This window comes from Acidovorax sp. GW835-FHT14G06 (assembly GCF_058793595.1).
Genome location: NZ_JBXAGA010000006.1, coordinates 71,497 through 95,881 on the forward strand (window position 1 = coordinate 71,497; position 24,385 = coordinate 95,881).

The 24,385-nt window shown below is 66.9% G+C and carries 26 protein-coding genes; 10 read left to right on the forward strand and 16 right to left on the reverse strand.

What is annotated here, in order from left to right; genetic code table 11:
- Positions 1 to 16: 16 nt before the first annotated feature.
- A complete protein-coding gene (gene radA / locus AC1Q64_RS11885; RefSeq protein WP_056057287.1) occupies positions 17 to 1,396 on the reverse strand; it encodes a DNA repair protein RadA in 1,380 nt (459 codons plus the stop codon).
- Positions 1,397 to 1,509: 113 nt separating this feature from the next.
- Between radA and hpaI the strand changes: the two genes are divergently transcribed.
- The 3 genes from hpaI (at position 1,510) to AC1Q64_RS11900 (ending at position 4,081) form a co-directional block, all read left to right on the forward strand.
- Positions 1,510 to 2,340, forward strand: coding sequence for a 4-hydroxy-2-oxoheptanedioate aldolase (gene hpaI, locus AC1Q64_RS11890; RefSeq protein ID WP_492251462.1), 831 nt, complete (start codon positions 1,510 to 1,512; stop codon positions 2,338 to 2,340).
- A gap of 63 nt (positions 2,341 to 2,403) precedes the next feature.
- Positions 2,404 to 3,381, forward strand: coding sequence for a 2-dehydropantoate 2-reductase (locus tag AC1Q64_RS11895; protein WP_492251463.1), 978 nt, complete (start codon positions 2,404 to 2,406; stop codon positions 3,379 to 3,381).
- A 76-nt stretch (positions 3,382 to 3,457) separates the two neighbouring features.
- Positions 3,458 to 4,081: a glutathione S-transferase family protein gene (locus AC1Q64_RS11900; protein ID WP_492251464.1), complete on the forward strand. Its 624-nt coding sequence runs from the start codon at positions 3,458 to 3,460 to the stop codon at positions 4,079 to 4,081.
- A 75-nt stretch (positions 4,082 to 4,156) separates the two neighbouring features.
- Here the strand turns inward: AC1Q64_RS11900 and AC1Q64_RS11905 are convergent, their stop codons facing one another.
- Together AC1Q64_RS11905 and AC1Q64_RS11910 are read right to left on the reverse strand one after the other, a co-directional pair.
- The gene (locus tag AC1Q64_RS11905; protein WP_492251465.1) at positions 4,157 to 5,737 is read right to left on the reverse strand and encodes an ABC transporter substrate-binding protein; all 1,581 of its coding nucleotides are present in this window, start codon (positions 5,735 to 5,737) and stop codon (positions 4,157 to 4,159) included.
- A gap of 88 nt (positions 5,738 to 5,825) precedes the next feature.
- Positions 5,826 to 6,434: a LysE/ArgO family amino acid transporter gene (locus AC1Q64_RS11910; protein ID WP_492251466.1), complete on the reverse strand. Its 609-nt coding sequence runs from the start codon at positions 6,432 to 6,434 to the stop codon at positions 5,826 to 5,828.
- A gap of 77 nt (positions 6,435 to 6,511) precedes the next feature.
- On the opposite strand from AC1Q64_RS11910, the gene AC1Q64_RS11915 reads away from it, so the two are divergent.
- Positions 6,512 to 7,378 carry a LysR family transcriptional regulator ArgP gene (locus tag AC1Q64_RS11915; RefSeq protein ID WP_492251467.1) on the forward strand — a complete coding sequence of 289 codons (867 nt, stop codon included), beginning with the start codon at positions 6,512 to 6,514 and terminating at the stop codon, positions 7,376 to 7,378.
- A gap of 33 nt (positions 7,379 to 7,411) precedes the next feature.
- On the opposite strand, the gene AC1Q64_RS11920 is transcribed toward AC1Q64_RS11915, so the two are convergent.
- Entirely contained in the window at positions 7,412 to 8,221 is an 810-nt protein-coding gene (locus AC1Q64_RS11920; protein ID WP_492251468.1) for a siderophore-interacting protein, read from the reverse strand.
- 71 nt (positions 8,222 to 8,292) lie between these two features.
- Between AC1Q64_RS11920 and AC1Q64_RS11925 the strand changes: the two genes are divergently transcribed.
- Positions 8,293 to 8,784 carry a MarR family winged helix-turn-helix transcriptional regulator gene (locus AC1Q64_RS11925; protein WP_492251469.1) on the forward strand — a complete coding sequence of 164 codons (492 nt, stop codon included), beginning with the start codon at positions 8,293 to 8,295 and terminating at the stop codon, positions 8,782 to 8,784.
- Positions 8,785 to 8,876: 92 nt separating this feature from the next.
- Here AC1Q64_RS11925 and AC1Q64_RS11930 read toward each other — a convergent pair whose 3' ends face one another.
- Positions 8,877 to 9,746: a hypothetical protein gene (locus AC1Q64_RS11930; protein ID WP_492251470.1), complete on the reverse strand. Its 870-nt coding sequence runs from the start codon at positions 9,744 to 9,746 to the stop codon at positions 8,877 to 8,879.
- Positions 9,747 to 9,884: 138 nt separating this feature from the next.
- Entirely contained in the window at positions 9,885 to 11,000 is a 1,116-nt protein-coding gene (gene alr / locus AC1Q64_RS11935) for an alanine racemase (protein ID WP_492251471.1), read from the reverse strand.
- A 156-nt stretch (positions 11,001 to 11,156) separates the two neighbouring features.
- Between alr and lplT the strand changes: the two genes are divergently transcribed.
- From lplT to AC1Q64_RS11960, 5 genes are all read left to right on the forward strand, one after another.
- Positions 11,157 to 12,461 (forward strand): lysophospholipid transporter LplT, encoded by a 1,305-nt coding sequence (gene lplT / locus AC1Q64_RS11940; protein WP_492251472.1) that lies wholly within the window; start codon positions 11,157 to 11,159, stop codon positions 12,459 to 12,461.
- A 196-nt stretch (positions 12,462 to 12,657) separates the two neighbouring features.
- Positions 12,658 to 13,557: a DMT family transporter gene (locus AC1Q64_RS11945; RefSeq protein WP_492251473.1), complete on the forward strand. Its 900-nt coding sequence runs from the start codon at positions 12,658 to 12,660 to the stop codon at positions 13,555 to 13,557.
- 75 nt (positions 13,558 to 13,632) lie between these two features.
- A complete protein-coding gene (locus AC1Q64_RS11950; protein WP_492251474.1) occupies positions 13,633 to 14,121 on the forward strand; it encodes a glutathione peroxidase in 489 nt (162 codons plus the stop codon).
- A gap of 147 nt (positions 14,122 to 14,268) precedes the next feature.
- Positions 14,269 to 14,418 carry a hypothetical protein gene (locus tag AC1Q64_RS11955; protein WP_492251475.1) on the forward strand — a complete coding sequence of 50 codons (150 nt, stop codon included), beginning with the start codon at positions 14,269 to 14,271 and terminating at the stop codon, positions 14,416 to 14,418.
- A gap of 44 nt (positions 14,419 to 14,462) precedes the next feature.
- Positions 14,463 to 14,762 (forward strand): hypothetical protein, encoded by a 300-nt coding sequence (locus tag AC1Q64_RS11960; RefSeq protein ID WP_492251476.1) that lies wholly within the window; start codon positions 14,463 to 14,465, stop codon positions 14,760 to 14,762.
- A gap of 77 nt (positions 14,763 to 14,839) precedes the next feature.
- Here the strand turns inward: AC1Q64_RS11960 and AC1Q64_RS11965 are convergent, their stop codons facing one another.
- The 10 genes from AC1Q64_RS11965 to AC1Q64_RS12010 form a co-directional block, all read right to left on the reverse strand.
- Positions 14,840 to 15,565 carry a helix-turn-helix transcriptional regulator gene (locus AC1Q64_RS11965; RefSeq protein WP_492251477.1) on the reverse strand — a complete coding sequence of 242 codons (726 nt, stop codon included), beginning with the start codon at positions 15,563 to 15,565 and terminating at the stop codon, positions 14,840 to 14,842.
- Between the two features lie 59 nt (positions 15,566 to 15,624).
- Complete coding sequence (locus AC1Q64_RS11970; RefSeq protein ID WP_492251478.1) at positions 15,625 to 16,269, reverse strand: glutathione S-transferase family protein; 645 nt, start codon at positions 16,267 to 16,269, stop codon at positions 15,625 to 15,627.
- A 22-nt stretch (positions 16,270 to 16,291) separates the two neighbouring features.
- Positions 16,292 to 16,783: a GyrI-like domain-containing protein gene (locus AC1Q64_RS11975; RefSeq protein ID WP_056057233.1), complete on the reverse strand. Its 492-nt coding sequence runs from the start codon at positions 16,781 to 16,783 to the stop codon at positions 16,292 to 16,294.
- Positions 16,784 to 17,017: 234 nt separating this feature from the next.
- Positions 17,018 to 17,977, reverse strand: coding sequence for a ProQ/FINO family protein (locus AC1Q64_RS11980; protein WP_492251479.1), 960 nt, complete (start codon positions 17,975 to 17,977; stop codon positions 17,018 to 17,020).
- A 129-nt stretch (positions 17,978 to 18,106) separates the two neighbouring features.
- The gene (glcF, locus tag AC1Q64_RS11985; protein ID WP_492251480.1) at positions 18,107 to 19,360 is read right to left on the reverse strand and encodes a glycolate oxidase subunit GlcF; all 1,254 of its coding nucleotides are present in this window, start codon (positions 19,358 to 19,360) and stop codon (positions 18,107 to 18,109) included.
- 45 nt (positions 19,361 to 19,405) lie between these two features.
- The gene (locus AC1Q64_RS11990; protein WP_492251481.1) at positions 19,406 to 20,227 is read right to left on the reverse strand and encodes a YoaK family protein; all 822 of its coding nucleotides are present in this window, start codon (positions 20,225 to 20,227) and stop codon (positions 19,406 to 19,408) included.
- 41 nt (positions 20,228 to 20,268) lie between these two features.
- Positions 20,269 to 21,396, reverse strand: a complete 1,128-nt coding sequence (gene glcE, locus AC1Q64_RS11995) for a glycolate oxidase subunit GlcE (RefSeq protein ID WP_492251482.1) — start codon at positions 21,394 to 21,396, stop codon at positions 20,269 to 20,271.
- Positions 21,397 to 21,653: 257 nt separating this feature from the next.
- Positions 21,654 to 23,195 (reverse strand): ammonium transporter, encoded by a 1,542-nt coding sequence (amt, locus tag AC1Q64_RS12000; protein WP_108498100.1) that lies wholly within the window; start codon positions 23,193 to 23,195, stop codon positions 21,654 to 21,656.
- Between the two features lie 36 nt (positions 23,196 to 23,231).
- On the reverse strand, positions 23,232 to 23,570 hold the full coding sequence (gene glnK, locus AC1Q64_RS12005) for a P-II family nitrogen regulator (RefSeq protein ID WP_015012094.1): 339 nt from the start codon (positions 23,568 to 23,570) through the stop codon (positions 23,232 to 23,234).
- A gap of 43 nt (positions 23,571 to 23,613) precedes the next feature.
- Complete coding sequence (locus AC1Q64_RS12010; RefSeq protein ID WP_492251483.1) at positions 23,614 to 24,324, reverse strand: TorF family putative porin; 711 nt, start codon at positions 24,322 to 24,324, stop codon at positions 23,614 to 23,616.
- Between the last annotated feature and the right edge of the window lie 61 nt (positions 24,325 to 24,385).

The following is a 24,385-nucleotide window of genomic DNA, read 5'->3' on the forward strand; positions in this document are numbered from 1 at the left end:
ATTGCGTAGATGCTATTTACAGCCCGCGCACCACGTTCATGGCCTCTTCCACCCGCTCCACGGCGTGGATGGTCAGCCCCTCGATGGGTTTTTTGGGCGCATTGGCCTTGGGCACCACGGCCACGCTGAAACCCAGCTTGGCGGCTTCCTTCAGGCGCTCCTGGCCGCGGGGAGCGGGCCGCACTTCGCCGGCCAGCCCTACTTCGCCAAAGGCCAGAAAACCGCGCGGCAGCGCCTTGCCGCGCAGGCTGGAGGTGATGGACAACATCACCGCCAGGTCGGCTGCGGGCTCGCTGATGCGCACGCCCCCCACCGCATTCACAAACACGTCCTGGTCCATGCAGGCCACCCCCGCATGGCGGTGCAGCACGGCCAGCAGCATGGCCAGGCGGTCCTTGTCCAGGCCCACAGACAGGCGCCGGGGGCTGGGGCCGCCACTGTCGACCAGCGCCTGTATCTCCACCAACAGCGGGCGTGTGCCCTCCAGCGTCACCATCACGCAGCTGCCGGGCACGGGCTCGCTGTGCTGCGAGAGGAAGATGGCGCTGGGGTTGCTCACGCCTTTGAGACCCTTCTCGGTCATGGCGAACACGCCGATTTCGTTGACCGCGCCAAAGCGGTTCTTGATGGCCCGCACCAGGCGGAACTGGCTGTGCGTGTCGCCTTCGAAGTACAGCACCGTGTCCACCATGTGTTCCAGCACGCGCGGGCCCGCCAACGCACCTTCCTTGGTCACATGGCCCACCAGAATGACGGCGATGCCCGTGCCCTTGGCCATGCGCGTGAGGTGCGCTGCGCATTCCCGCACCTGGGCGACGGAGCCGGGCGCGCTGGTGAGCTGGTCGGAGTAGGTGGTCTGGATGGAGTCGATGACCACCACGGCGGGCTGCGTGGCCTCGACGGTCGCCAGGATCTTTTCGAGCTGGATCTCGGCCAGCAGCTGCACCTGGCTGCCGTCGATGCCCAGGCGCCGCGAACGCAGCGCCACCTGCGCTCCGCTCTCCTCACCCGTCACATACAGCGTGGGCAGGCCCGCGCGCTGCAGCGCGTCCATGGCCTGCAGCAGCAGGGTCGATTTGCCAATGCCCGGATCGCCCCCGATGAGCACCACGCCCCCTTCCACAATGCCGCCGCCCAGCACACGGTCCAGCTCGTCGATGCCGCTGGGGGTGCGGGCCACGTCCTGGGCCTCGATGGCGGCCAGCGGCAGGACGGGCTGCGCATTCGCCAGGCCCGCGTAGCCTTGCGGCGTGCTCAGGCGGTTCTTGCCCGGCCCGGCCTCGGCCACCTGCTCGATCAGCGTGTTCCAGGCGCCGCAGGACGGGCATTTGCCCAGCCAGCGCGGGCTGGTGCCGCCGCACTCGGTGCAGGTGAACGTGGTTTTTTCTTTGGCCATGGCAGGTGTCGGTGAGGCGCCCCGATGCAGGGGCAGCCGACTATAGCGGCCATGCCAACATCGATCCGCCGCAGCCCGTACGATGGCGGGCTTGGCACCGCACGGAGTTGACATTGCAGACACCCACCAATCGTTTCAAACAAGCCATGGCCCAGGGTCAGGCGCAAATGGGCCTGTGGCTCGGGCTGTCCGACGCCTACAGCGCCGAAATCCTTGCGGGCACCGGCTACGACTGGCTGCTGGTCGATGGCGAACATGCACCCAACGACCTGCGCTCCATCCTGCACCAGCTGCAGGCCATTGCCAGCGCCACCAGCGCCCTGCCCCCCGGCACGCAGGCGCCCCATCCCATCGCCCGGGTGCCGGTGGGTGACACGGCACTGATCAAGCAGTACCTGGACATTGGCGCCCAGACCCTGCTGGTGCCCATGGTCGATACGCCCGAGCAAGCACAGCAGCTGGTGCGCGCCACGCGCTATGCGCCCGAGGGCGTGCGCGGCATGGGCAGCGCGCTGGCCCGCTCGTCGCGCTGGCAGGCTTACCCGCAATATGTGCACGAGGCCAACCAGCAGATCTGCCTGCTGGTGCAGGCCGAGACGGTGGAGGCCATGGCCCACCTCGATGCCATTGCCGCCACGCACGGCGTGGACGGCGTGTTCATCGGCCCGGCCGACCTGTCGGCCTCCATGGGCCACCCGGGCAACCCAGGGCACCCTGATGTGCAGGCCGCCATCCACGACGGCATCAAGCGCATCCTGCGCGCGGGCAAGGCGCCGGGCATTCTGGCCACCACCGAACCCCAGGCGCGCCAGTGGCTGGCAGCCGGTGCGCTGTTTGTGGCCGTGGGCGTGGACACCATGCTGCTGGCCAGCGCTGCGCAAGATTTGCTGGCGCGCTTTCGCACCGGCGCCGGAGGCACGCCATCGCGCCCTGCGGGCTACTGAAGCGCACAAGACGCCACATACCCATTCATCACCCCCTTACCGGAAGACAAAGGCACAACCACCATGAAAGTTTGTATCTACGGCGCAGGCGCCATCGGCGGCTGGCTGGGCGTAGCCCTGGCGCAAGCGGGCCACCCGGTCAGCATGGTGGCGCGTGGCGACACGCTGCGCTCCCTTCAGGCCGAGGGGCTGCGCATGCGGCGCGCTGACGGCTCGCTGGCGCGAGTGGCCGTCACGGCCCACAGCGACCCGGCAGCGCTGGGGGTGCAAGACCTGGTCGTGGTCGCCGTCAAGGCCCCGGGACTGCCCGACGTGGCGCGCGCCATGGCGCCCTTGATCGGGCCCGACACCATCGTGCTGACCGCCATGAACGGCGTGCCGTGGTGGTTCCTCGACGGCTTTGGCGGCGCGGCGCAGGGGTGTGCCCTTGAATCCGTGGACGCGGGGGGAGTGATTGCCCAGGCCATCCCTGTGCGCCATGTGGTGGGCAGCGTGGTGCACACCAGCTGCTCGCTGGAGGCACCGGGCTTCGTCAAACAGCACTTCGGCAACCGCCTCATCGTGGGCGAGCCGGACGGCAGCCGCAGCGCGCGCCTGCAAGCGCTGGCCGACACGCTGCAGCGCGGCGGCATTGATGTCGAGGTGTCCACGAACATCCAGAAAGACATCTGGTTCAAGCTGTGGGGCAATCTCACCGTCAATCCCATCAGCGCCCTCACCGGCGCCACCACCGACCGCATCCTGGACGACGACCTGGTGCGCGGCTTTGTGAGCGCCGTGATGCTGGAAGCCAAGGCCATTGGCGACCAACTGGGTCTGCCCATCGACCAGCAACCCGAAGACCGCCACGCCGTCACGCGCAAGCTGGGCGCGTTCAAGACCTCGATGCTCCAGGACGTGGAGGCGGGCAAGCCCATGGAGATCGACGCCCTGGTGGGCGCGGTGCGCGAGCTGGGCCAGATCACCCACACGCCCACGCCGCACACCGACGCCCTGCTGGGCCTCACGCGGCTGATGGCGCGCACGCGGGGCCTGTACTGAGTCATTTCAAGCAAAATCGGCTGCAGCCGCCAGTGGAATATGCGCCAGCAGCTATCCAATTCGTAGCAAACCAACCATGACCCAACTCACGCTGTACTACACCCCCGGCACCTGCGCGCAGGCCGTGCGCATCGCTCTGGAAGAAGCGGGCGCCCCCTACGACCTGGTGCGCGTGGACTTCGCCGCTGGCCAGCAACGCACGCCCGAATACCTGGCGGTGAACCCCAAGGGCCGCGTGCCCGCGCTGGCCACGCCGCACGGCACGCTGACCGAAACCCCCGCCCTGCTGGCCTATGTGGCACAGAGCTTTCCGCAAGCGCGCCTGGCGCCCGCCGACGCGCATGGCTTTGCGCGCCTGCAAGAGTTCCACAGCTACCTCGCGTCCACCGTGCACATCGCCCATGCCCACCGCCCCCGCGCCAGCCGCTGGGCCGATGAACCCGAAGCCCAGGCGGCCATGCAGCGCAAGGTGCCGCAGAACATGACCGACTGCTTCAATCTCATCGAAACCTACTACCTGCCGCAAGCGGACCAGGGGCCCTGGGTGATGGGCGAGCAGTACACCGTGGCCGACGGCTACCTGTTCACCATCGGCACCTGGCTGCACAGCGATGGCGTGGACATCGCCCAGTTCCCGAAGGTGTTTGCACACACGCAGCGCATGCTGCAGCGCTCCGCCGTACAGCGCGCAATGGCCTGATACGCCGCCTGCGGACGCAAAAAAGCCCCGGCGCTTCTGACTGCAAGCGCCGGGGCTTTTTGCTGGCAACCGGGATCAGTTCACCTTCAGATACCGCCAGTCGATGCGGTTGTCCGCGCGGTGGATGATCTCCACCTTCTTGGTGCCCGCCCACGGAATCACCTGGTTGTACAACGGGATGTGCGAGACCAACTCGTGCTCCTTGATCAGCGCCTGCTCGATCAGGCCGTTGCGCGTCGCAGTGTCCGTTTCCTTCTTCACGCGCTCGATCAGCGCATCCATCTGCGGGTCGGAGAACCGGCCCAGGTTGAAATTGCCGTCCCCACCCGCGCCCGTAGTGCGCACCAGCGACTGCAGGCTGTAGAACGCGTCGAACGTGGGCACGCCCCAGCCCAGCAGGTAGATGCTGGCTTCGTTGCGCTGGATCATCGGGAAGTACGTGGCAAACGGCAGCGAGCGCAGCTTGGCCTTCACGCCCACCTTGGCCCAGTGCGAGGTGATGGCCTGGCACAGCTGCTCGTCGTTGATGTAGCGGCCCGCGCTGCAGGCAAAGTCCACTTCAAAGCCGTTGGGGTAGCCCGCATCGGCCAGCAGCTTCTGCGCGGCCTTGGGGTCGTAGGGATAGCGCACGTCGGCCTTCTTGGTCCAGCCGTTCACCTGGTTGGCGATCAGCGTGCCAGTGGGTTGGGCCAGGCCACGCAACACCACGCGCTGGATGGACTGGATGTCGATGGCCTGGTACAGCGCCTTGCGCACGCGCAGGTCCTTGAGCGGGTTCTTACCCTTCACGTCCGAGCCGGGCAGCTCGTCGCGGAACTGGTCCAGGCCCAGGAAGATGGTGCGGTACTCCGGCCCCTCCAGCACCTGCAGGTTGGGCGTCTGCTTGATGCGCGCCAGGTCCTGCAGACTGGGGTCGATCACAAAATCCACCTCACCCGACAGCAACGCCGCAGTGCGCGTGGCGTCGGCCTTGATGGGGGTGTAGATGATTTCGGTCAGGTTGGTGGGGTACTTGCCCTTGCCCCACCAGTTCGGGTTGGGCTCCAGCACCACGCGCTGGTCGGGTGTCCACTGCTTGAGCTGGTAGGGACCGGTGCCCAGCGCATTGCGGTGGGCAAAGTTTTCGTCCTTGGTCTTGATGTCCTTGGGCTCGACCGACTTGTTCTTTTCGGCCCAGGCCTTGCTCATGATGCGCAGCTCGGTGAGCTGGTTCACCAGCACCGGGTTGGGCAGGTCGGAAATGATGTCGATGGTGTAGGCATCGACCTTTTCCACGCGGTCGATGCCCTGGGTGTAGACGGCAAAGTTGGAGCTTTTGGCCTTGGCCCGCTCCAGTGAAAACTTGGCATCGTCGGCCGTGAACTCGCTGCCATCGCTGAACTTCACGCCCTTGCGCAGCGTGAGGCGTAGTTGGGTGGGCTTGATGAGCTTCCACTCGGTGGCCAGCGAGGGCTCGGGCTTGAAGGTCTTGCTGTTGTATTCCACCAGCGTGTCGTACACCGCACCGTGCATGGTGTTGTTCACGCCCACGTTCTGGGTGTGGATGTCCCAGGTGGAAATATCCACCGAGCGGGACCAGCGGAAGGTCTTGGCCTGTGCGGCCAGAGGCAAAGCCGCAGCAATGGCGGCGGCCAGGAGAAGGTGTTTGAAGCGCATGGAAGGGAGGATAGGCAAAAACGCCAAAAAATGCTGAATGGCCTGACTATCCCCCAAGCTGCACAACAAGGGAACGAACTTATCGTTCTTAGCTTAGAGCCATCACCCCCGCCAGCACCAGCATGGTGGTGGCCGTCACCGCATCCAGCACCCGCCACGCAGCCGGGGTGGCAAACAACGGCGCCAGCCAGCGGGCACCCAGGCCGATCAACAAGAACCACAGCGCGCTGGCCAGCGAGCCGCCCGCCGCAAACAGCGCACGCCCCCAGGCCGGGTACGGCGTGGCCATGGTGCCCAGCAGCACCACGGTGTCCAGGTACACATGGGGGTTGAGCCAGGTCAGAGCCGCCACGGTGGCCAGCGTGGCGCGCAGGCTGGCGCCGGGGCCGCTGGTGGCGACCAGCAACGGGCCGGGGCGCAGCGCCCGTGTAGCCGTCTGCGCTGCGTACATCAACAGGAACAGCGCGCCCGCCCAGCGCATGAGCTGCGCCCACTCCGGCCGGGCCAGTAGCACGCCGCCCATGCCCCACACGCCTACCTGCAGCAACACCGCGTCCGACAGCGCGCACACCAGCACCACGGGCAGCACATGCTCGCGCCGAAGGCCCTGGCGCAACACAAACGCGTTCTGCGCGCCGATGGCCATGATGAGCATGGCGGTGGAAGTGAAACCGTGAACGAAGGCAGTGGAGACCATGGGCACGGATTCTGGCCAATGGCCTGCGTTAACGCCAGCTATACTTTTTAACGATCCGTCAGAATGGCTAACCTTCCATGCAACTCGACTCCGCCCAGCTCAACGCCTTTGCCACGGTGATCGATGAGGGCAGCTTCGAGCGAGCGGCGGCCGTGCTGCATGTCACGCGCTCGGCGGTGTCGCAGCGCATCAAGCTGCTGGAAGAGCGCGTGGGACAGGTGCTGGTGCGCCGCGCCACGCCCTGCACGCCCACCGAGGCCGGGCAGGCGCTGTACCGCCACGCGTGCGAGGTGGCGCTAAGCGAGGCCGATGCGCTGGCCACCATTGGCGGGGGCCAGCACAGCACCACGCGGCTGGCGATTGGTGTGAATGCCGACTCGCTGGCCACCTGGTTCCCCCACGCCATGGCGCAGGCGGCCGAGGGGCAGGCCATCACTTTCGACATCCATGTGGAAGACCAGGACCACTCGGCCAACCTGCTGCGCGAGGGTCGCGTGATGGCCGCCGTGACGGCCGACCCGCAGCCCGTGCAGGGCTGCCAGGTGCTGCCGCTGGGCACCTTGCGCTACCGCGCGCTGGCGAGCCCCACCTTCGTGCAGCGCCACTTTGCGCAGGGCGTGAACGCCACCACCCTGGCGCAGGCACCGATGCTGGTGTTCAACCGCAAGGATGCGCTGCAGGCGCGTTTTGTGGGCCGCATCACGCGCCGCAAGCTCGCACCGCCCGTGCACTGGCTGCCTGAGGCGCACGCCTTCGTCAAAGCCACCCGCGCCAGCCTGGGCTGGGGCATGACGCCCGACCCGCTGGTGGAGGATGACCTGAAGACTGGTGCGCTGGTCGAGCTGATTGCAGGCAAGCCGGTGGATGTACCGCTGTACTGGCAGTGCTGGCGCCTGAATGTGCAGGCGGTGCAGAAGGCGGCGGCGCTGACGCTGCTGCGCTGAGAGAAAGGCGGCGAGTGAAGCCGCGAACGCCAGTTACGCGGCGTTCGCCAGGTCCTCGTGGTGGTCCGCCGCCCCGCGCTTCCAGTAAGCGGAGATGCGCATGCGTTTCGGGTCCACACCCGGCTTGCCCAGCACGGCACGGCGCACGGCGGCCATGTCGCTGTGTTCGCCAGCCGCCCAGACAAAGCCAGCGCCGGGCGGCAGCGCCAGGGCTTCGACGGCGGCAGGCAGCGCGCTCACCCACTGCAGATCCACTTGCGCCGCACTCGCCAACACCCGCTGGTCGGCCGGGTTGTTCAGCTGGATGCGCACGGTGGCCACCGCGCTGGCGGGCAGCTCGGCCAGGCGGCGGGCGATGGCGGGCAGCGCGGTTTCGTCGCCCAGCAGCCAGTGCCAGTCGAAGCCCGTGGGCACCACCATGCTGCCGCGCGGCCCGGCAATGCCCACCCACTGGCCCACGGTGGCGCTAGCGGCCCAGTCGGTGGCAGGGCCTGCGTCGTGCAAGGCGACCTCTATGTCCAGCTCGCCCGCTGCGGCGTCAAAACGCGCTGGGGTGTAGTCGCGCAGCACGGGGCGCGGGCCATCGAACACGGGGCGGCCGTCCTGCAGCGTGGGCAAGGTGGGCCGGTCCTGCCCGGGCGAGGGAAGGATGAGCTTGAGGTGGTCGTCGAACCCGGCGCTCACAAACCCTGCCAGCTCGGGGCCGGCCAGGGTCAGCCGCACAAAGCCGGGGCTGACCTGGGTGCGGCGCACCACCTGGAGGTGGCGGCCCTGCAAAGGGTGGCGAATGCGCTCGATGGTGAGGAAGGGGGCCGTGGCGGCCAGGGGCAGAGGTGCGTTCATGGCGTAAAATGTTGATTTAATCAACCAAATCATCCGCCATTCAGTTGACTTTGTCAACCGATAGCCACGCCATGCCCCCACGCGCCCGCCCCGATGTGTTTGAAGCCCTGCACGACCTGATGCACGCCTACCGGGCGCGCATGGTGCGCGCGATGACCTCCGTGCACCCCGACCTGACCTTCAACGAGGTGCGCGCGCTGAACTTCATTGGCCGCCACCCCGGAGCCACGCAGAAAGAGCTGGTGCGCCACAGCGGCGCCGACAAGGCCCAGGTGGCACGCATGCTGGGCCTGCTGCAGGACAAGGGTTGGCTGGAGCGCCAGCCCCACGCTGAGGACCGGCGCAGCCTGTGCCTCACGCTGAGCGCCGAGGGCCAGGCGCTGTACCAGGCGCTGCAGGCCGCGCGGCAAACCCTGTCGGCCCAGGTGCTGGCGGGCTGCGACGACGCCACCCAGGCGCAGCTGCTGGCCCTGCTGGCGCGGGTGCGGACCAACCTGGATGCGCTGCCGCCCGTGGAGCCCGGCGAGGACTGCGGCCACGGCACGGGCCGGTCCTCCCGTTAGGGGCTCCACAAGCGGTTTCAGGCGCTTTTGAAGGGATTTTTGCCCCAAGCGCTAGTGCAAATTGCCTGGACAGCTATCAAAACAAGAGCAATTCACCGTCCCTGGATCACGCGCAACGCCTCGGGCAACGAATGCACATGGGGCAGGAAGTGGTCGATGGTGGCGCCCAGCAGCACGGCGCAGACCAGCGCGCCCAGCAGGGGCTTCCAGGTCAGGCGCACGGCGGCGCTGAGCCAGCCTTCGCGCTCCACCCCCACGGCGGCGCGGGCCGTGGCCACCGAGAAGGCAATCTCCACAGCCACGGTGAGCAGCACATCCCAGCCAAAGAACAGCATGGCGAGCGAGCCCGCCCCCAGGACCAGCGCCGCGCCAATGAGAAAGATGGCCACCACGGGCACGACCACCACGGCGCCCTCGTCGGCGCTGCCCAGCGCATCGGCCGCGCCCCCGGCAATGTCGCCCAGCACACTGGAGTCGCTGCCGGAGCCCCCGCTGGACAGGCCTTGCGTCCACCCGCCCCCAAAGTCCCCCGATGCGCCGCCGCCGCCAAAATCGCCACCGCCCGTGCGGGGCAGGGGCACCTGGCCGCCCCCGGAGGGGCCATTGCCACTGGGCCAGGAGATGTCCGGCAATTCCACACTGCTGCCGTCGCCCGCCGACCCGTCCCGACGCACCAACCGTGCCGCCCAGGCGCGCAGCACCAGCAGATAGCCGACGTAGCCCACCGACAGCGTCACCAGGTACCGCAGCGCCAGCGAATCCACGCCCAGCACCATCTGCAGGTGCGAGGTGGCCCACATCAGCAGCAGCGTAAAGCTGCCGATCAGCAACCCATGCCAGCGCAGGCTGTAGCGCTGCTGCAGGGTGCGCGCCACCGCGCCGTGGTGTGGCATGCGCACCGAGCGCCAGGTGGAGCTGCCTTTTTTCTTGGAACCGGAGGAGTTGCTGCGGGGTGTGGCCATGGAAGGAGCGCGCTGCGCGCGGTGGCAAACAGACGGCGCCATTTCACACCAGTTTCAGGCCGCGCCCCACGCCGGCTGGCCCTGCCGCGTGAACTTGTGCGCGAACCGCGCCCTGTCGTACTCCAATGGAGGGGGACTTCAGGCCCCGGCATCCACCACCACCGGCACGCGTTGCGCCAGGGCGCACATCAGCTCGTAGCCCACAGTGCCTGCCGCCTGCGCCACCTCGTCGATGGACAACACCACACCATTGCTGGCCCGGCCCCACAGCGTGACCTCGCTGCCAAAGCCCACATCCACACCCGCTTGCTGCAGCGGCGTGAGGTCCACCGTCACCATGTCCATGCTCACCCGCCCCACCAGGCGTGTGCGCACGCCGTTCACCAGCACCGGCGTGCCGGTATCGCAGTGGCGCGGGTAGCCGTCGGCATAACCGCAGGCGGCAATGCCGATGGTGAGCGGGCCGTCGGCCGTGAAGCGCGATCCATAGCCCACGGTGTCGCCTGCCTGCAGCTGCTGCATGCCAATCAGGCGCGTGGCCAGCGTCATGGTGGGTTGCAGGTTCCAGTGGCTGGCGTTGTGCTCGGGGAAGTCGGGCGCGCTGCCATACACCACGATGCCCGCGCGCACCCAGTCGGCACGCACCCCCGCCTGGGCGGCGTGGCGCAGGATGGCGGCGCTATTGCTCAGCGTGCGCTCGCCCGGCAGGTCCTGGGCGGCGGTGTTGAACGCGGCCATCTGGTGCGCAATGCCGCGCGGGCCGTCGGCGTCGCTGAAGTGGGTCATGAACGAAATCTCGTCCACCTGCGGCAGAGCGTTCAGCCGGGCCCAGGCGCTTCGGTAGCGCTGGGGCGTGAAACCCAGGCGGTTCATGCCCGAGTTCATCTTGAGGAACACCCGGTGGGGCACCTGCGTCTTGTGCGCGGCCAGCATGTCGATCTGCTCGTCGCAGTGCACCGCGTGCCACAGGCCCAGGCGCGAGCACAGCTCCAGATCGCGCGGCTCGAACACGCCTTCGAGCAGCAGGATGGGGCCGCGCCACCCCAGGTGGCGCACGCGCTCGGCCTCGGCCAGGTCCAGCAGCGCAAAACCGTCGGCGCCGCGCAGGCCCTCGTACACCCGCTCAAGGCCGTGGCCATAGGCATTGGCCTTGACCACCGCCCACACCTTCGCGTCCGGAGCCGACTGGCGCACCCACTCCAGGTTGTGGTGCAGGGCCATGGTGTGGATGGTGGCGGCAATGGGACGGGGCATGGGACAGACCTGATGAAGCGAGGGATTTACCGGGGGACCAGCGCCGGATTCTGGCACTGTGGCCGTTTATCCGCGTGATATAACCGCCTGTCCCTCGCTACGATTCCTCACATTTACCAGGGCATCAGCCCAACTGATGCTCTCACCAGCCATTCGATGAAGCGCGGTTTTTACACCATCATGTCGGCGCAGTTTTTCAGCTCGCTGGCCGACAACGCACTCTTCGTAGCCGCTGTGGAACTCCTGCGCACCGGGGGCGCCCCCGAGTGGCAGCGCGCGGCCCTGGTGCCGATGTTCGCGTTGTTCTATGTGGTGCTGGCGCCCTTTGTGGGCGCCTTTGCCGACGCGCTGCCCAAGGGCAAGGTCATGTTTGTCAGCAACGCCATCAAGGTCGCGGGCTGCCTGATGATGCTGTTTGGCTCGCACCCGCTCATGGCCTACGCCGTGGTGGGGCTGGGTGCTGCGGCCTACTCGCCCGCCAAGTACGGCATCCTGACCGAGCTGCTGCCCGCGTCCCAGCTCGTCAAGGCCAACGGCTGGATCGAGGGCCTGACCATTGCATCGATCATCCTGGGCGTGCTGCTGGGCGGCCAGCTGGTGGGGCAGCAGCTGTCGGGCATGCTGCTGGGCTTTGACTTCCCCGTGATCGACACCGGCGTGGACACCCCCGCCGAGGCCGCCATTGCGGCGCTGATTGCGGTCTATGCGCTGGCTGCCTGGTTCAACACCCGCATTCCGCACACCGGGGTGGAGATGCGCCCCCTGCGCGCCGACCCGTCGCGCAGCGTGCTGGCCAACGCGCTCAACCTGCTGCCCGACTTCTGGGCCTGCAACAGCCGCCTGTGGCGCGACAAGCTGGGCCAGATCTCGCTGGCCACCACCACCCTGTTCTGGGGCGCCGGTGGCAACCTCAAGTTCATCGTGCTGGCCTGGGCCGCCGTGGCCCTGGGCTACAACACCACCCAGGCCTCGGCCCTGACCGGCGTGGTGGCCATCGGCACTGCCGTGGGTGCCGTCGTGGCATCGATGCGCATGCGCCTGGACATGGCCACCCGCGTGATCCCGCTGGGCATTGCGATGGGGCTGCTGCTGATCCTGATGGTGTTCATCAGCAACATCTGGCTGGCCATTCCCTTCCTCATCGTGCTGGGCGGCCTGGGCGGCTACCTGGTGGTGCCCATGAACGCGCTGCTGCAGCACCGGGGCCACAACCTCATGGGCGCGGGCCGGTCGATTGCCGTGCAGAACTTCAACGAGCAGGCCTGCATCCTGGGGCTGGGGGCGTTCTACAGCCTGTCGCTCAAGCTGGGCCTGTCAGTGTTTGGCGCCATCACCACCTTCGGGCTGGTGGTGGCGGGCATCATGTGGGTCATTCGCCGCTGGCACCAGCGCAACTGCGTGAACCATCGCGACGAAGTGAACCATCTGCTGGACATCGCGCGGCACGATACGCATCACTGAGCAGCCCCCTGAGCGGCTGCGCCGCTTCCCCCGGTGGGGGACGCACCCAGTGGCCTGGCAAAGCCAGTTCCACGGGTGCACTGGTAGTGAAACGTGCCAGTTTCGACGGCTGCGCGTATGGCATGGCGCCAACTGCTACATAATTTATAGCTATCAGCGCATATTCCACTAGCGCTACAGCCTGTTTTTGCCTTCAATGCAATCTCCACTCCCCTTTGCCGCCCTGCTGTTCAACGCCTTTGTCTGGGGGCTGGCGTGGTGGCCGTTCCAGCACATGCACCAGGCGGGGCTGCACCCCTTGTGGGCCACGGCCTGCATGTATGCGGTGGTGCTGCTGGCGCTGCTGGCATGGCGCCCCGGCATCTTGCAGCAGGTGCGCGCGCATCCGCAGCTGTGGCTGCTGGCGCTGGCCTCGGGCCTGAACAACGTGGCCTTCAACTGGGCCGTGACCATTGGCGACGTGGTGCGCGTGATCCTGCTGTTCTATCTGATGCCCGCCTGGGCCGTGCTGCTGGCCTGGCGCATTCTGGGCGAGCGCCCCACACCGGCGGCGCTGCTGCGCCTGGCGCTGGCCTTTGCCGGCGTGTTGCTGGTTCTGCTGCCGGTGGATGCGCCCGCATCGCGCCTGCTGCAAAACCTGTCGCTGGCCGACGCTCTCGCACTACTGGGCGGTTTCATGTTCGCGCTCACCAACGTCACGCTGCGCCGCCTGCACACCGTGCCGGGGCCCGCGCGCATGTTCTCGATGTTTGGGGGCTGCATGCTCATGGCGCTGGCCGTGGCCAGCATCGGCCTGCAAGTGGGCGTGGTGGAGCCCTTCCCCGCATTCAACAGCACCTGGGTCGTCACCGGCCTGCTGCTGGCCGGGGTGTTGATGCTGGGCAACTGGGCACTGCAATTTGGCGCCGCCCGCCTGGCGGCCGGCACCACGGCGCTGGTGATGCTGTCCGAGGTGATGTTTGCCAGCGTGTCGTCAGCCCTGCTCGGCGCGGCCACGCTGAACACGCGCACCGTGCTGGGGGGAGCGCTGATCCTGCTGGCTTCGCTGCTGGCGGCGCTGCAGTTCCGCCGACCGGGCGCTGCAGACCCTCATTGATGGATTGACCCGCCTGCGCACAGGCCTCTGCAGCTGGGGCTACGATGGCCCGTCATCCCCACCCGGAGAACCCGCATGTCCACCAGCATCTACGACTTTGAAGCCCTGCAGATGAACGGCCAGGCCGTGCCCCTGTCGCAATACCGCGGCAAGGTATTGCTCATCGTGAACACCGCCAGCGCCTGCGGCTTCACGCCCCAGTTCGGCGGGCTGGAAGAACTGCACAAGGAATACGCAGACAAAGGCCTTGTCGTGCTGGGCTTCCCCTGCAACCAGTTCGGCAGCCAGGACCCGGGCAGCAACGACGAGATCGCCAGCTTTTGCCAGCTGAACTACGGCGTGAGCTTTCCGATGATGGCCAAGATCGACGTGAACGGCGCCAACGCCTCGCCCCTGTACCAGTGGCTCACCGCCGAGGCCCCGGGCCTGCTGGGCAGCAAGGCCATCAAGTGGAACTTCACCAAGTTCCTCGTCGGCAAGGACGGCCGCGTGATTCGACGCTACGCGCCACAGGATGCGCCGAAGAAGCTGGCGGGGGATATCGAGGCGGCGCTGGCGGGTTGAGACAAACTGCCCTGCAACTCCGCTTCAGTACCGGGGCAATGCGGCGCTGGCGATCCTAGGCATTTGTACCAATCTGGGTCCAACGGCTGTTTGCGGCCAGGAGCGGACATTCAGTGCTGCGCCCTTTTCACCTCTACTAGACACACCATGGAAACACCCAACGAACGCAAAGAACGAATGTGGCAAGAATTCCAGAAAAAGTCCGGGCTTGGAAAACCAAGCAATGATTTCAGGGCACTGCTCGGTGTGATTGCTGTCATTCTCGGCGCTCTAGTCGTGGCAGCTATCTTTCGGTAGTCTGGCTCATATCGGCCAGGAGCAGCCACCTAGGAAAGAACGAGATGAGTGTAGGCAACGATCTTGTAACCAAGCACCTGCGGCGCCCCTTTAGTGCCAGGGAGCGAGGCTGGGCAGAGGTTGGATTGGGCGTGTCTGTGGGGTTGTTGACTTGGCTCGAATACAACGAGCCGTCCACGAGACCTTTTACGGGTCGATGGGGTTGGCTCAAAGAGTTTATGTACTCACACTTGGGCGCCAATGGGGTCGCGATCGGCTTCGGTCTGATCGGCTTGATGCTCACGCTATGGGGGGCCTATGAAGTGGCGACTTCGCGGCGAAATGAAGGAAGCAAGCTGCGTTGATTGAGCGCTAACGGGCCATTTCTCGGGAGTCTGCTTTGGGCCCACAGCCGTCTTCCGGCGCTTTACTCCTCAGGGATCTACTCCTGCCCCGGCGCAGCCGCACCCTCCACCGCTCGCCCTTCCATCTCCCCCTCCACCTTGCGCAGCAAGTCCGCCAGGGTCTTGCCGGGCTCGTGCCGGAACTGCTCGTCCAGCACGGTGATGGCAGAAATGCGGTCGATGCGAAAACCCCGAAAGTCATTGCGCAGCTCGCACCAGGCCGACAGTGTCCAGACCTTGCCCCAGTAAAAGCAGCCCAGCGGGCGCAGGCGGCGCAGGCTGGGGCGGCCGTTGACGTCGGCGTAGTCCACCTGCACCACGTGGCGGCTGTGCACTGCCTCGCGCAGGGCTTGCAGGGTGGCCTGGGCGCGCGGGTCCAGGCCGACGGGCGGGGCATACAGGGCCTGGGCCTCGGCCGCCACGCGCGCGGCGGGGGGCAGCACGGACAGGATCTTGCCCAGGGCGCCTTCCACCTCTCGGGCCAGCCCGGCATCCAGCCAGGTTTGGGCCAGACGGGCGGCAGCTACCAGCGCATTGGCTTCACCCTGGCTGAACATCAGCGGCGGCAGATCGAAGCCCGCGCCCAGGCGGTAGCCCACACCGGCTTCGCCCTCAATGGGCACGCCCTGGTGCTGGAGGTCCGCCACGTCGCGGTAGATGGTGCGGGCCGAGACTTCAAGTCGCTCGGCCAGGAAGGCGGCGGTGGACAGGCGCCGCCCCCGGATGAGCTGGACGATCTGGAACAGGCGGTCAGCGCGGCGCATGAACGTGCCCCCCGGGGCGAGCTGCAGCCGACCAGATGGGCAGTGTCAGGACGCAGAACTCAGCCATGGCCTTTGCTCTGCTGCGCCAGCGCGTCGTCGATCTGGGAGGCGCGCACAAACGCGGGGCGCTGCCTGAACGGCTGCACAAACTGCTCGAACGCGGGGCGGCGTTCGATGGTGCCGAACTGCATGCCCCAGATCAGGTGCGCGCCCACATACAGGTCGACGGCCGTGAAGTGGTCGCCGCACAGATGCGGGCCCTGGCTCACGGCTTGCTCCATGGTGTTCATCACATCGGCGTAGCTGCCGTAGCCCACCATGGCCGCCCGTTCGGCGGGTGCCAGCAGGTTCAGCGCCTTGGCGGTGGCGGCGCTCTCCAGCGGACCGGCGCAAAAGAACAGCCAGCGGTAGTACGCAGCGCGTGCAGGTGTCCCCACAGGGGGCGCCAACGATTTGTCGGGGAACAGGTCGGCCAGGTAGGCGCAGATGGCCGCCACCTCGGTGACCACCACCTGCCCATGCCGCAGTGCAGGCACCTTGCCCATGGGGTTGATGGCCAGGTAGTCGGGAGCCTTCATGGTGGTGCCGTATTCAAGCAGCACGGTGTCGTAGGGCACACCACACTCTTCCAGCATCCAGCGCGCGGTACGGCCTCGGGACATGGGGTGGGTGTAGAACGTCAGGGCGGCAGAAGATGTGTTCATGGAGGCTCCTGGTTCGTTCAGGTCATGCGCGGGGCGCACTGGGGGCGATGCCGATATGGATGGCCACGCGGTCCGGGCCTTCATACAGCTCGAAATCGGTGCCAAAGCGCCGTGGCACTTGCGGGTGGGCCGCAAAGTAGCGCCAGACCTCGCCCCAGGCATCGATCACCATCTGCGGCATTGTGCCGTGGCCGTGGAACACCAGATAGTCGCCCGCCTGCACCGCGATCTGCACAGCCCCTGGCACCGAGGTGACGGGCGGTGGCACAGCCACGCCAGCAGTGACATCAAAGGCGCCGTGTTCGTCGGATTCGTAGTCGCTGTAGACGCCGAAGATGCGGCCATCCTCACCACGGCCGGGCAGGTTGCGCTCCCAGCTCTGGCTGAAAAAGCGGTCCCACAGACCTCCAATGCGGGCGGTGGCGGGGTCCATCTCGTCGCGGTTGCGGGTGCGTACCGTCAGTCCAGTGACATGGAACGCGGCAACCGGGGTCATGGTGGGGGTTGTTGTCATGGTCAAGCTCCTCTCTGTATCGGGCCTGGCATGTTGCAGCCCGGCTGCTGACAACATGGTGTCAGTAGCCTGTCTGCAGCGTCGTAACGAGCCGTGACACGCGCAGGCGCCGACGGGGCCCCGCCGCAGGACCCCATCTCGGCCGACGAGAAGATGACGGAAACCGCTGCCAGCACGCCATGACAAGCGAGGGCAGAGGGAGCGTTGTGCCGCCCCCCGCCCAGTACGGGCCGGTCAGGCTGCGGCGGCGGAGTCGCCAGGCTCCACGGCGGGAGCAGCAGATACCGCAGCAGCAGCTGCTTCTGCAGCCGCCCGCCGGCGGGCGCGCTCCAGCTGCTGCCCCACCGTGCGGGGCACCATGCCGTACATGTCGGCAAAGGCGTCCAGCGTCTGGCCGCTGGCGTCAAAGGCACGCAGCAGGGCTTCGTCCTTGGCGTTGCGGGCCGACCATTCGGCAAAGGCTTCTTCCAGAATGGCGTTGGCGGCTTCGTCGCGGCTCAACACCAGCGCGGTGTAGGCCTCGCGCGTGAGGCCCGAGGCCTCGAACGCGGTCATCATGCGGTTGCGCAGCTTGGGCAGCAGGTCTTCGGTGGCGCGCGCCTTCTTGCGGCGGTAGACCTCCAGCAGCGCATGGTGCACATGCTCCGGGGCCATGTCTTCCACGGGCTGGCCTTGCAGGTCGTGGCGCTTGTCGCCTGCCGCCACGCTTTGCAGATAGCGCGTGGAGCGGGTGTGCAGGCCCAGCGCCACCTTGAGCGCCTCGCGCTCGAACAGCTCGGGGTGGGCCGCCAGGATGTCCTGGAAGATGCCGCGCTTGAGCGGACGGAACACGGCGCCAAACAGGTGGGGGTAGAGCCCCGCCAGCTGCTCCAGCGCGGGGTGCACGCGTTGCGGCGCGCGCGTGCCTGCGCCCGGGCCACCTGCGGGCGCTGCAGCGTCTGCCGCACCGTCGGCGCTTGCATGGCCCTGCGGCGCCTGGCGCCCTTCGGGTTTGCGGCGGTTGCGGCCGCCCCGGCGCGAGCCGTCCTGGCGCCGCTGGGGCGCACCGGCTTCGACCGACGCAGCAGGTTCAGAGGCCGCCACGGCGACCGCAGCAGCCTCGGTTGGCACAGGCGCTGCCTGGGGAGCGGCAGGCGCTACAGGCGCGACGGGTGCGGTTTGGGGTTGTTCTTGTGCGGACACGGAGTCGGTCATGGCGGTGCAGTTCAGGGGCAAAAAGGGGGCGACAAAACCCTCGATCATGCCAGCCTCGGGTCAGCGGGCACCAAACAGCCCTGATTCCAGCGCGCGCCGGGAGGGTCCGGCGCCTCGCCCAGCGCGCCATCAACCTGTGCGCAGGGCCTCGTCCAGCACCTCCACCCAGTGCTGCACGGGTGTGCCCGTGCCACTTTGCAGGTGCGTGATGCAGCCGATGTTGGCAGAGAGGATCATGTCCGGTGGCTGATCGCCAAAGGCCTCAGCGAGCACGCCGAGCTTGCGGTCGCGCAGCTGGTACGACAGGTCTGGGTTGAGCACCGAATAGGTACCGGCCGAGCCGCAGCACAGGTGGGCATCGTTGCGCGCGGTGCGCAGCTTGAAGCCCAGCTGGTTAAGATGCGCCTCCACCCCCCCGCGCAGCTTCTGACCGTGCTGGAGCGTGCAGGGGGGGTGGTAGGCGTACAAGGTGTCCGGCTGGTTCACACGGCCCTGCAGCTTGTCGGCCAGCTCGGGCAGCATGGCGGGCAGCAGCTCTGACAGGTCGCGCGTGAGGGCGCTGATGCGCTCGGCCTTGGCCGCGTATGCCGCATCGTCCTTCAGGATGTGGCCGTATTCCTTGACGGTGACGCCGCAGCCCGAGGCGTTCATGACGATGGCCTCGACCCCACCTGCGTCCACCATCGGCCACCAGGCGTCGATGTTGGCGCGCATCTCGGCCATGCCGCCAGCCTGGTCGTTGAGGTGGAACTTGACGGCGCCGCAGCAGCCCGCCTTGGATGCAATCACGGTCTGGATGCCCACGGCGTCAAGCACACGGGCGGTGGCGGTGTTGATGTTGGGCATCATGGCCGGCTGCACGCAGCCAGCCAGCATGAGCACCTTGCGCGCATGCTCCCGCGTGGGCCAAGCCCCGGCGTCCTGGCGCGCAGGCACCTTGGCCTTCAGCGCCTCGGGCAGCAGGCCGCGCACCATTTGTCCGGCCTTCATGGCGGGCGCGAACAGGGGTGATGGCAGGCCCTCCTTCAGCGCCCAGCGCAGGGCTTTTTCGCCCAGGGGGCGGGGCACTTTTTCATCAACGATCTTGCGGCCGATGTCCACCAGGTGTCCGTACTGCACGCCGCTGGGGCAGGTGCTTTCGCAGTTGCGGCAGGTCAGGCACCGGTCCAGGTGCATCTGGGTTTTGCGTGTGGGTGTCTCGCCTTCAAGCACCTGCTTGATGAGGTAGATGCGGCCGCGCGGTCCGTCCAGCTCGTCGCCAAGCAACTGGTAGGTGGGGCAGGTGGCGGTACAAAAGCCGCAGTGCACACACTTGCGCAGGATGGATTCGGCTTCCAGGCCATCGGCGCGGGCGCGGTATTCGGGGGAGAGCTGGGTTTGCATGGATGGCAGCCTGGGCGAGGAGACAAAAATTTCGGCGTGGATGCGTCAGCGCGTGGCGGGCGGGTCCGCTGGCGGGGCCAGGCTGGGATCGCCCGGCGCGGCGGGCGCCAAGGGCTTGCGCAACGGGTGGCGCAGTCTGGCGCGGTCGGCCCACAGGGGTGGCAGCGACAGGGCCAACAGCACCAGCGCCAGCGGCACCACAAACACAAAGCCCACATGCTTGAAGCCCGCAGCACCCGCAATACCGCCCACCAGGAACATGCCCACCAGTCCTGCAAACAGCCGCAGGCGGGCCTGGTTGGCGCGCACTTGCGATTCGGGCGCGGTGCCGGTGCGGTTCCAGTAGAGCATCTTGCCCATCTCGATGCCCAGGTCCGTCACCACGCCGGTCATGTGGGTGGTGCGGATCTGGGACGAGGACATCTTGGTCACCGTGGCGTTCTGCAGGCCCATGATGAAGGACAGCAGCAGCACCGTCATGGGCACGGCGAACGGCGTGGGCCAGCTGAGCGTGATGGCGCCGATCAGGCCGAACAGCAGCATGAGCACGGACTCCAGCACCAGCGGCAGCGCGTAGGTGCTGCGCAGCCTGCGCTGGCGCGCCCAATTGATCATGATGGCGGTGGTGCCTGCGCCCGACATGAAAGCCCACAACGCGCCCAAGGCCCCCAGCACCAGCTTCATCTGGCCCAGCACCAGGTTGTCGGCCAGCGAGGACAAAAAACCGGTCATGTGCGAGGTGTACAGGTGCACCACCAAAAAGCCGCCCGCGTTGACCGCGCCAGCGTTGAACGCCAGCAGCAGGCCCAGCACCTGGTTGCTCGCAACTGTGCGGTGGTGTCCGGTGAGGTGAAAAAGGCGTCGCATGACCAGGGTAGCGGCTGTGACTCTGAGGGGGGTTGCCTTGCCTACCAGGCCCGCGCCATGCGGCCGGGATTGAAGATGCCCACCGGGTCAAAGCTGTGCTTGAGGCGGGTGTGGATTTGCTCCAGCGCCTTGGATTGCAAGTCAAAAGAGCCGCTAGCGCTGGATTTATTTGCCTCAGCAGCTATAAAAACAGAAGCACTCCCCCCCACTGCCCGGGCGGCTTCGCGCAGGGCGTCGCCTGCGGACTCGGGCGCCTGCACCCAGCGCAGCGCGCCATGCCATTCCACCAGCGGCTGCACGCCGCCCGGCAAGGCCAGCACCGGTGCGGTGGCAGGCACCGACAGGCGCCACAGGGCGTGGCCGGGCTGCCCAGCGCGCGCAGTGAACCAGGGCAGGGTCTGCTCGCGGCAGGCTGTCCAGTCGGCGGCCACCGTGGCGTTGTCCATGCGCGTGCCGCCCATCGACTTGCAGGCGGCCTCGACCGCCGCCACGGCGCCGCGCAGGCGCACATACAGCGTGCCCACGCTACCGTCTTGCACCCAGCAGCTGGCGTTGAGTGGCAATGGCTGGCCGCCCCAGGCGTGCAGCTTGCGCAAGGCGTCGGCCTGGTTGATGCCGTCAAACCGCAGCGTGGCCTCGCCGGGCGCCACGGGCAGCACCTTGAGGCTGACCTCGGTCAGCAGGCCCAGCGTGCCCCAGGCACCGGCCATCAGGCGCGCAACGTCGTAGCCCGCCACGTTCTTCATGACCTGGCCGCCAAAGGTGAGCAGCTCGGCCTTGCCGTTGAGCAGGGTCACCCCCAGCAGGTAGTCACGCACCGCCCCCACGCTGGCGCGGGCCGGGCCCGACAGGCCGGCTGCCACCATGCCGCCCACCGTGGCGGCGTCCGAAGCGGTCTTGGCGAAATGCGGGGGTTCAAAAGGCAGGCACTGGCCTTGTTCGGCCAGCGCGGCTTCCAGCTCGGCCAGCGGGGTGCCGGCCCGCACGGTGACGACCAGCTCGCTGGGCTCATAGCTCACGATGCCGCGCAGTACCCGGGTGTCCAGCACTTCGCCGTGCAGCGCCAGGCCATGGAAGTCCTTGGTGCCCCCGCCACGGATGCGCAACGGGGTCTGGTCGGCGGCGGCAGCGCGCACGCGCTCAGTGATCGGGGCAAGGGAAAAGTCCATCCGTGCATCGTAGCGGCAGCGGTCGGCCGCATGGCATACAGGAGGCGTGAATTTTTTGAACAGCGGACATGCAAAGGACTGGCGGATGCCCTGGGGTCTTTTATCCCCTGGCGCGCCAGTCCTACACGCGTCACCCACCGGTACGAAAAAAGCCCGCCGGTGGTCGGCGGGCTGAAGTAACCAGAGGAGTAACTCGCTTGTTCTTATTGCGACGCCACGGTGCCACCAGACACCGCAGCGCGTAGGGCGCAGAGCGATCAGCGGTTGTACGCCGTTTCGCCGTGCGAGGTGATGTCCAGACCTTCGCGTTCGTCTTCTTCCGAGACACGCAGGCCCACCGTCAGGTCAACCACCTTGTAGGCCACGAAGGACACCACGCCCGACCACACGATGGTCAGCAGCACGGCCTTGGCCTGTGTCCACACCTGGGCAGCGATGGAGTAGTCGGCAGAGGTCACCATGGTGGCGGTCACCCAGTCGGCCACGTAGCCAGGGCCACCCAGACCAGGGGCGTTGAAAACGCCGGTCAGCAGGGCACCCACGATACCGCCGATGCCGTGCACGCCGAACACGTCGAGCGAGTCGTCCGCACCCAGCAGCTTCTTGAGGCCGTTGACACCCCACAGGCAGGCAAAACCACCCACCAGACCGATGACCAGCGCACCGCCGATACCGACGTTGCCTGCAGCCGGCGTGATGGCCACCAGGCCCGCCACGGCACCCGACGCTGCACCCAGCATCGAAGCCTTGCCGCGCATCAGCGCTTCACCCATGCACCATGCCAGCACGGCAGCAGCGGTAGCCACCAGCGTGTTGATGAAGGCCAGGGCTGCAAAACCGTTGGCTTCCAGGGCAGAGCCGGCGTTGAAACCGAACCAGCCCACCCACAGCAGCGAGGCACCGACCATGGTCAGCGTCAGGCTGTGAGGCGCCATGGCTTCCTTGCCGTAACCAATGCGCTTGCCCACCATGAACGCACCCACCAGGCCCGCCACAGCGGCGTTGATGTGCACCACGGTACCGCCAGCGAAGTCCAGAGCACCCCACTGCCAGATCTGGCCGGCCTTGCTGGTCATGGCGTCGGCCACTTCCTTGGAGGCGTAGGCATCAGGACCCATCCAGAACCACACCATGTGGGCGATCGGCAGGTAGCTGAACGTGAACCACAGGACCATGAACAGCATGACGGCGCTGAACTTGATGCGCTCTGCGAACGCACCGACGATCAGGGCGCAGGTGATGCCGGCGAACGTGGCCTGGAAGGCGGCAAACACCACTTCCGGAATCACGACACCCTTGCTGAACGTGGCCGCGTTGGCAAACGTGCCTGCGGCGTTGTCCCAGATGCCCTTCATGAACAGCCGGTCGAAACCACCGATGAAGGCACCGCCTTCGGTGAAGGCCAGGCTGTAGCCGTAGATGAACCACAGCACCACGATCAGGGAGAACGTGACCATCACCTGCATCAGCACGGACAGCATGTTCTTGCTGCGCACCAGGCCACCGTAGAACAGCGCCAGGCCGGGCAGGACCATCAGGATCACGAGGATGGTGGAGGTCATCATCCACGCGGTGTCACCCTTGTTGGGGACAGGAGCAGGCGCTTCTGCGGCGGGCGCTGCAGGCGCAGCGGCGGCAGCAGCAGCCGGTGCAGCCGCAGCGGCAGCAGGGGCTTCAGCCGCTGGTGCAGCCGCAGCGGGTGCCGAGGCCTCTGCCGTGGCGGGCGCCTGGGCGAGGACAGCCGATCCGCCGGATAGCAGACTCAGCCCCAGAATGAAGGAAGCAAGCAGTTTTTTCATGGCGTTTCTCTTCTTGTATGGGATGCGGCCTCGCCCTTACAGGGCTTCCTTGCCGGTTTCGCCAGTGCGGATGCGCACCACCTGCTCCAGGTGGGTCACGAAAATCTTGCCGTCACCGATCTTGCCGGTGCGAGCTGCGGTCTCGATGGACTCGATCACGCGGTCCACCAGGTCGTCGGCCACGGCGGCCTCGATCTTGACCTTGGGAAGAAAGTCCACCACGTACTCTGCACCGCGGTACAGCTCGGTGTGGCCCTTTTGGCGGCCAAAGCCCTTGACTTCGGTCACCGTGATGCCTTGCACGCCGATGTCGGAGAGCGCTTCGCGCACTTCGTCGAGCTTGAAGGGCTTGATGATGGCTGTCACCATTTTCATTTTCAGTTCCTCCGGAATGGGCGCCACCGGCGCCCATTGAGACTTACAGGGTTTTGGTGAGCGTGACGATCACGCGCGACTTGTTGACCGGGCCGTAGAAGGCCTTCTTGGTGGCGCCAACCACGGCAGCGCCGAGGGACACGCCGCCGCCGAAGTCGTACGAACCGCCCAGGCTGTAGTCCATGAAGTTGGGGGCCGTGATGTCACCACCAAAGCGGGTGAAGCCGACCGACGCCTTCAGCGTGGTGCTGGGGGCCACTTCCTGGGCAAACGCCAGGTTCAGGTAGCCGGTGTTGCGGCCCTTCATGCCAGGACCTGCGTAGGCAAAGTAGTCCTTGGACAGGGTGTGCGAGTACTTGGCCGTCACGGGGCCGAAGGTGGCAGCGCCATAGACTTCGGTGGTGTTGCCCGCGCTGTTGCCGGGGTAGATGTAGGTCAGCAGGCCCACGTCCAGGTCCACGTCACCGGCCTTGAACTTGTAGCCGCCGTAGATGTCGGATTCGAGCGAGTTGCCGGTCAGCCAGTTGACGCTGGAGTTCCAGTTGCCCACGTAGAAGCCGGTTTCACCGAAGGTGTAGTCAAAGCCGCCTTGCAGTGCGGGCTTGACGGCCTTGACCTTGGACGTGTCCTGGTCCTGGCCACGGAACTTGTAGTTCGTGGTCAGGCTGACGTTGGCGGTGAGCTGGGCGCTGGCCAGCATGGGAAGGGTTGCAACAAGGGCAACGCCCAGGGTCTTGATGATGGCGCGGGTCATGTTTCCTCCGGTTGGACAAAGTAGGGACAAGCGCTTTAAGCACGGACCGTGCCACACCAAG

Coding starts and splice junctions, on each gene's coding strand:
- radA (WP_056057287.1), bottom strand. CDS start 1,396: ATGGCCAAAGAAAAAACCACGTTCACCTGCACCGAGTGCGGCGGCACC.
- AC1Q64_RS11895 (WP_492251463.1), top strand. CDS start 2,404: ATGAAAGTTTGTATCTACGGCGCAGGCGCCATCGGCGGCTGGCTGGGC.
- AC1Q64_RS11900 (WP_492251464.1), top strand. CDS start 3,458: ATGACCCAACTCACGCTGTACTACACCCCCGGCACCTGCGCGCAGGCC.
- AC1Q64_RS11905 (WP_492251465.1), bottom strand. CDS start 5,737: ATGCGCTTCAAACACCTTCTCCTGGCCGCCGCCATTGCTGCGGCTTTG.
- AC1Q64_RS11910 (WP_492251466.1), bottom strand. CDS start 6,434: ATGGTCTCCACTGCCTTCGTTCACGGTTTCACTTCCACCGCCATGCTC.
- AC1Q64_RS11915 (WP_492251467.1), top strand. CDS start 6,512: ATGCAACTCGACTCCGCCCAGCTCAACGCCTTTGCCACGGTGATCGAT.
- AC1Q64_RS11920 (WP_492251468.1), bottom strand. CDS start 8,221: ATGAACGCACCTCTGCCCCTGGCCGCCACGGCCCCCTTCCTCACCATC.
- AC1Q64_RS11925 (WP_492251469.1), top strand. CDS start 8,293: ATGCCCCCACGCGCCCGCCCCGATGTGTTTGAAGCCCTGCACGACCTG.
- AC1Q64_RS11930 (WP_492251470.1), bottom strand. CDS start 9,746: ATGGCCACACCCCGCAGCAACTCCTCCGGTTCCAAGAAAAAAGGCAGC.
- alr (WP_492251471.1), bottom strand. CDS start 11,000: ATGCCCCGTCCCATTGCCGCCACCATCCACACCATGGCCCTGCACCAC.
- lplT (WP_492251472.1), top strand. CDS start 11,157: ATGAAGCGCGGTTTTTACACCATCATGTCGGCGCAGTTTTTCAGCTCG.
- AC1Q64_RS11945 (WP_492251473.1), top strand. CDS start 12,658: ATGCAATCTCCACTCCCCTTTGCCGCCCTGCTGTTCAACGCCTTTGTC.
- AC1Q64_RS11950 (WP_492251474.1), top strand. CDS start 13,633: ATGTCCACCAGCATCTACGACTTTGAAGCCCTGCAGATGAACGGCCAG.
- AC1Q64_RS11955 (WP_492251475.1), top strand. CDS start 14,269: ATGGAAACACCCAACGAACGCAAAGAACGAATGTGGCAAGAATTCCAG.
- AC1Q64_RS11960 (WP_492251476.1), top strand. CDS start 14,463: ATGAGTGTAGGCAACGATCTTGTAACCAAGCACCTGCGGCGCCCCTTT.
- AC1Q64_RS11965 (WP_492251477.1), bottom strand. CDS start 15,565: ATGCGCCGCGCTGACCGCCTGTTCCAGATCGTCCAGCTCATCCGGGGG.
- AC1Q64_RS11970 (WP_492251478.1), bottom strand. CDS start 16,269: ATGAACACATCTTCTGCCGCCCTGACGTTCTACACCCACCCCATGTCC.
- AC1Q64_RS11975 (WP_056057233.1), bottom strand. CDS start 16,783: ATGACAACAACCCCCACCATGACCCCGGTTGCCGCGTTCCATGTCACT.
- AC1Q64_RS11980 (WP_492251479.1), bottom strand. CDS start 17,977: ATGACCGACTCCGTGTCCGCACAAGAACAACCCCAAACCGCACCCGTC.
- glcF (WP_492251480.1), bottom strand. CDS start 19,360: ATGCAAACCCAGCTCTCCCCCGAATACCGCGCCCGCGCCGATGGCCTG.
- AC1Q64_RS11990 (WP_492251481.1), bottom strand. CDS start 20,227: ATGCGACGCCTTTTTCACCTCACCGGACACCACCGCACAGTTGCGAGC.
- glcE (WP_492251482.1), bottom strand. CDS start 21,396: ATGGACTTTTCCCTTGCCCCGATCACTGAGCGCGTGCGCGCTGCCGCC.
- amt (WP_108498100.1), bottom strand. CDS start 23,195: ATGAAAAAACTGCTTGCTTCCTTCATTCTGGGGCTGAGTCTGCTATCC.
- glnK (WP_015012094.1), bottom strand. CDS start 23,570: ATGAAAATGGTGACAGCCATCATCAAGCCCTTCAAGCTCGACGAAGTG.
- AC1Q64_RS12010 (WP_492251483.1), bottom strand. CDS start 24,324: ATGACCCGCGCCATCATCAAGACCCTGGGCGTTGCCCTTGTTGCAACC.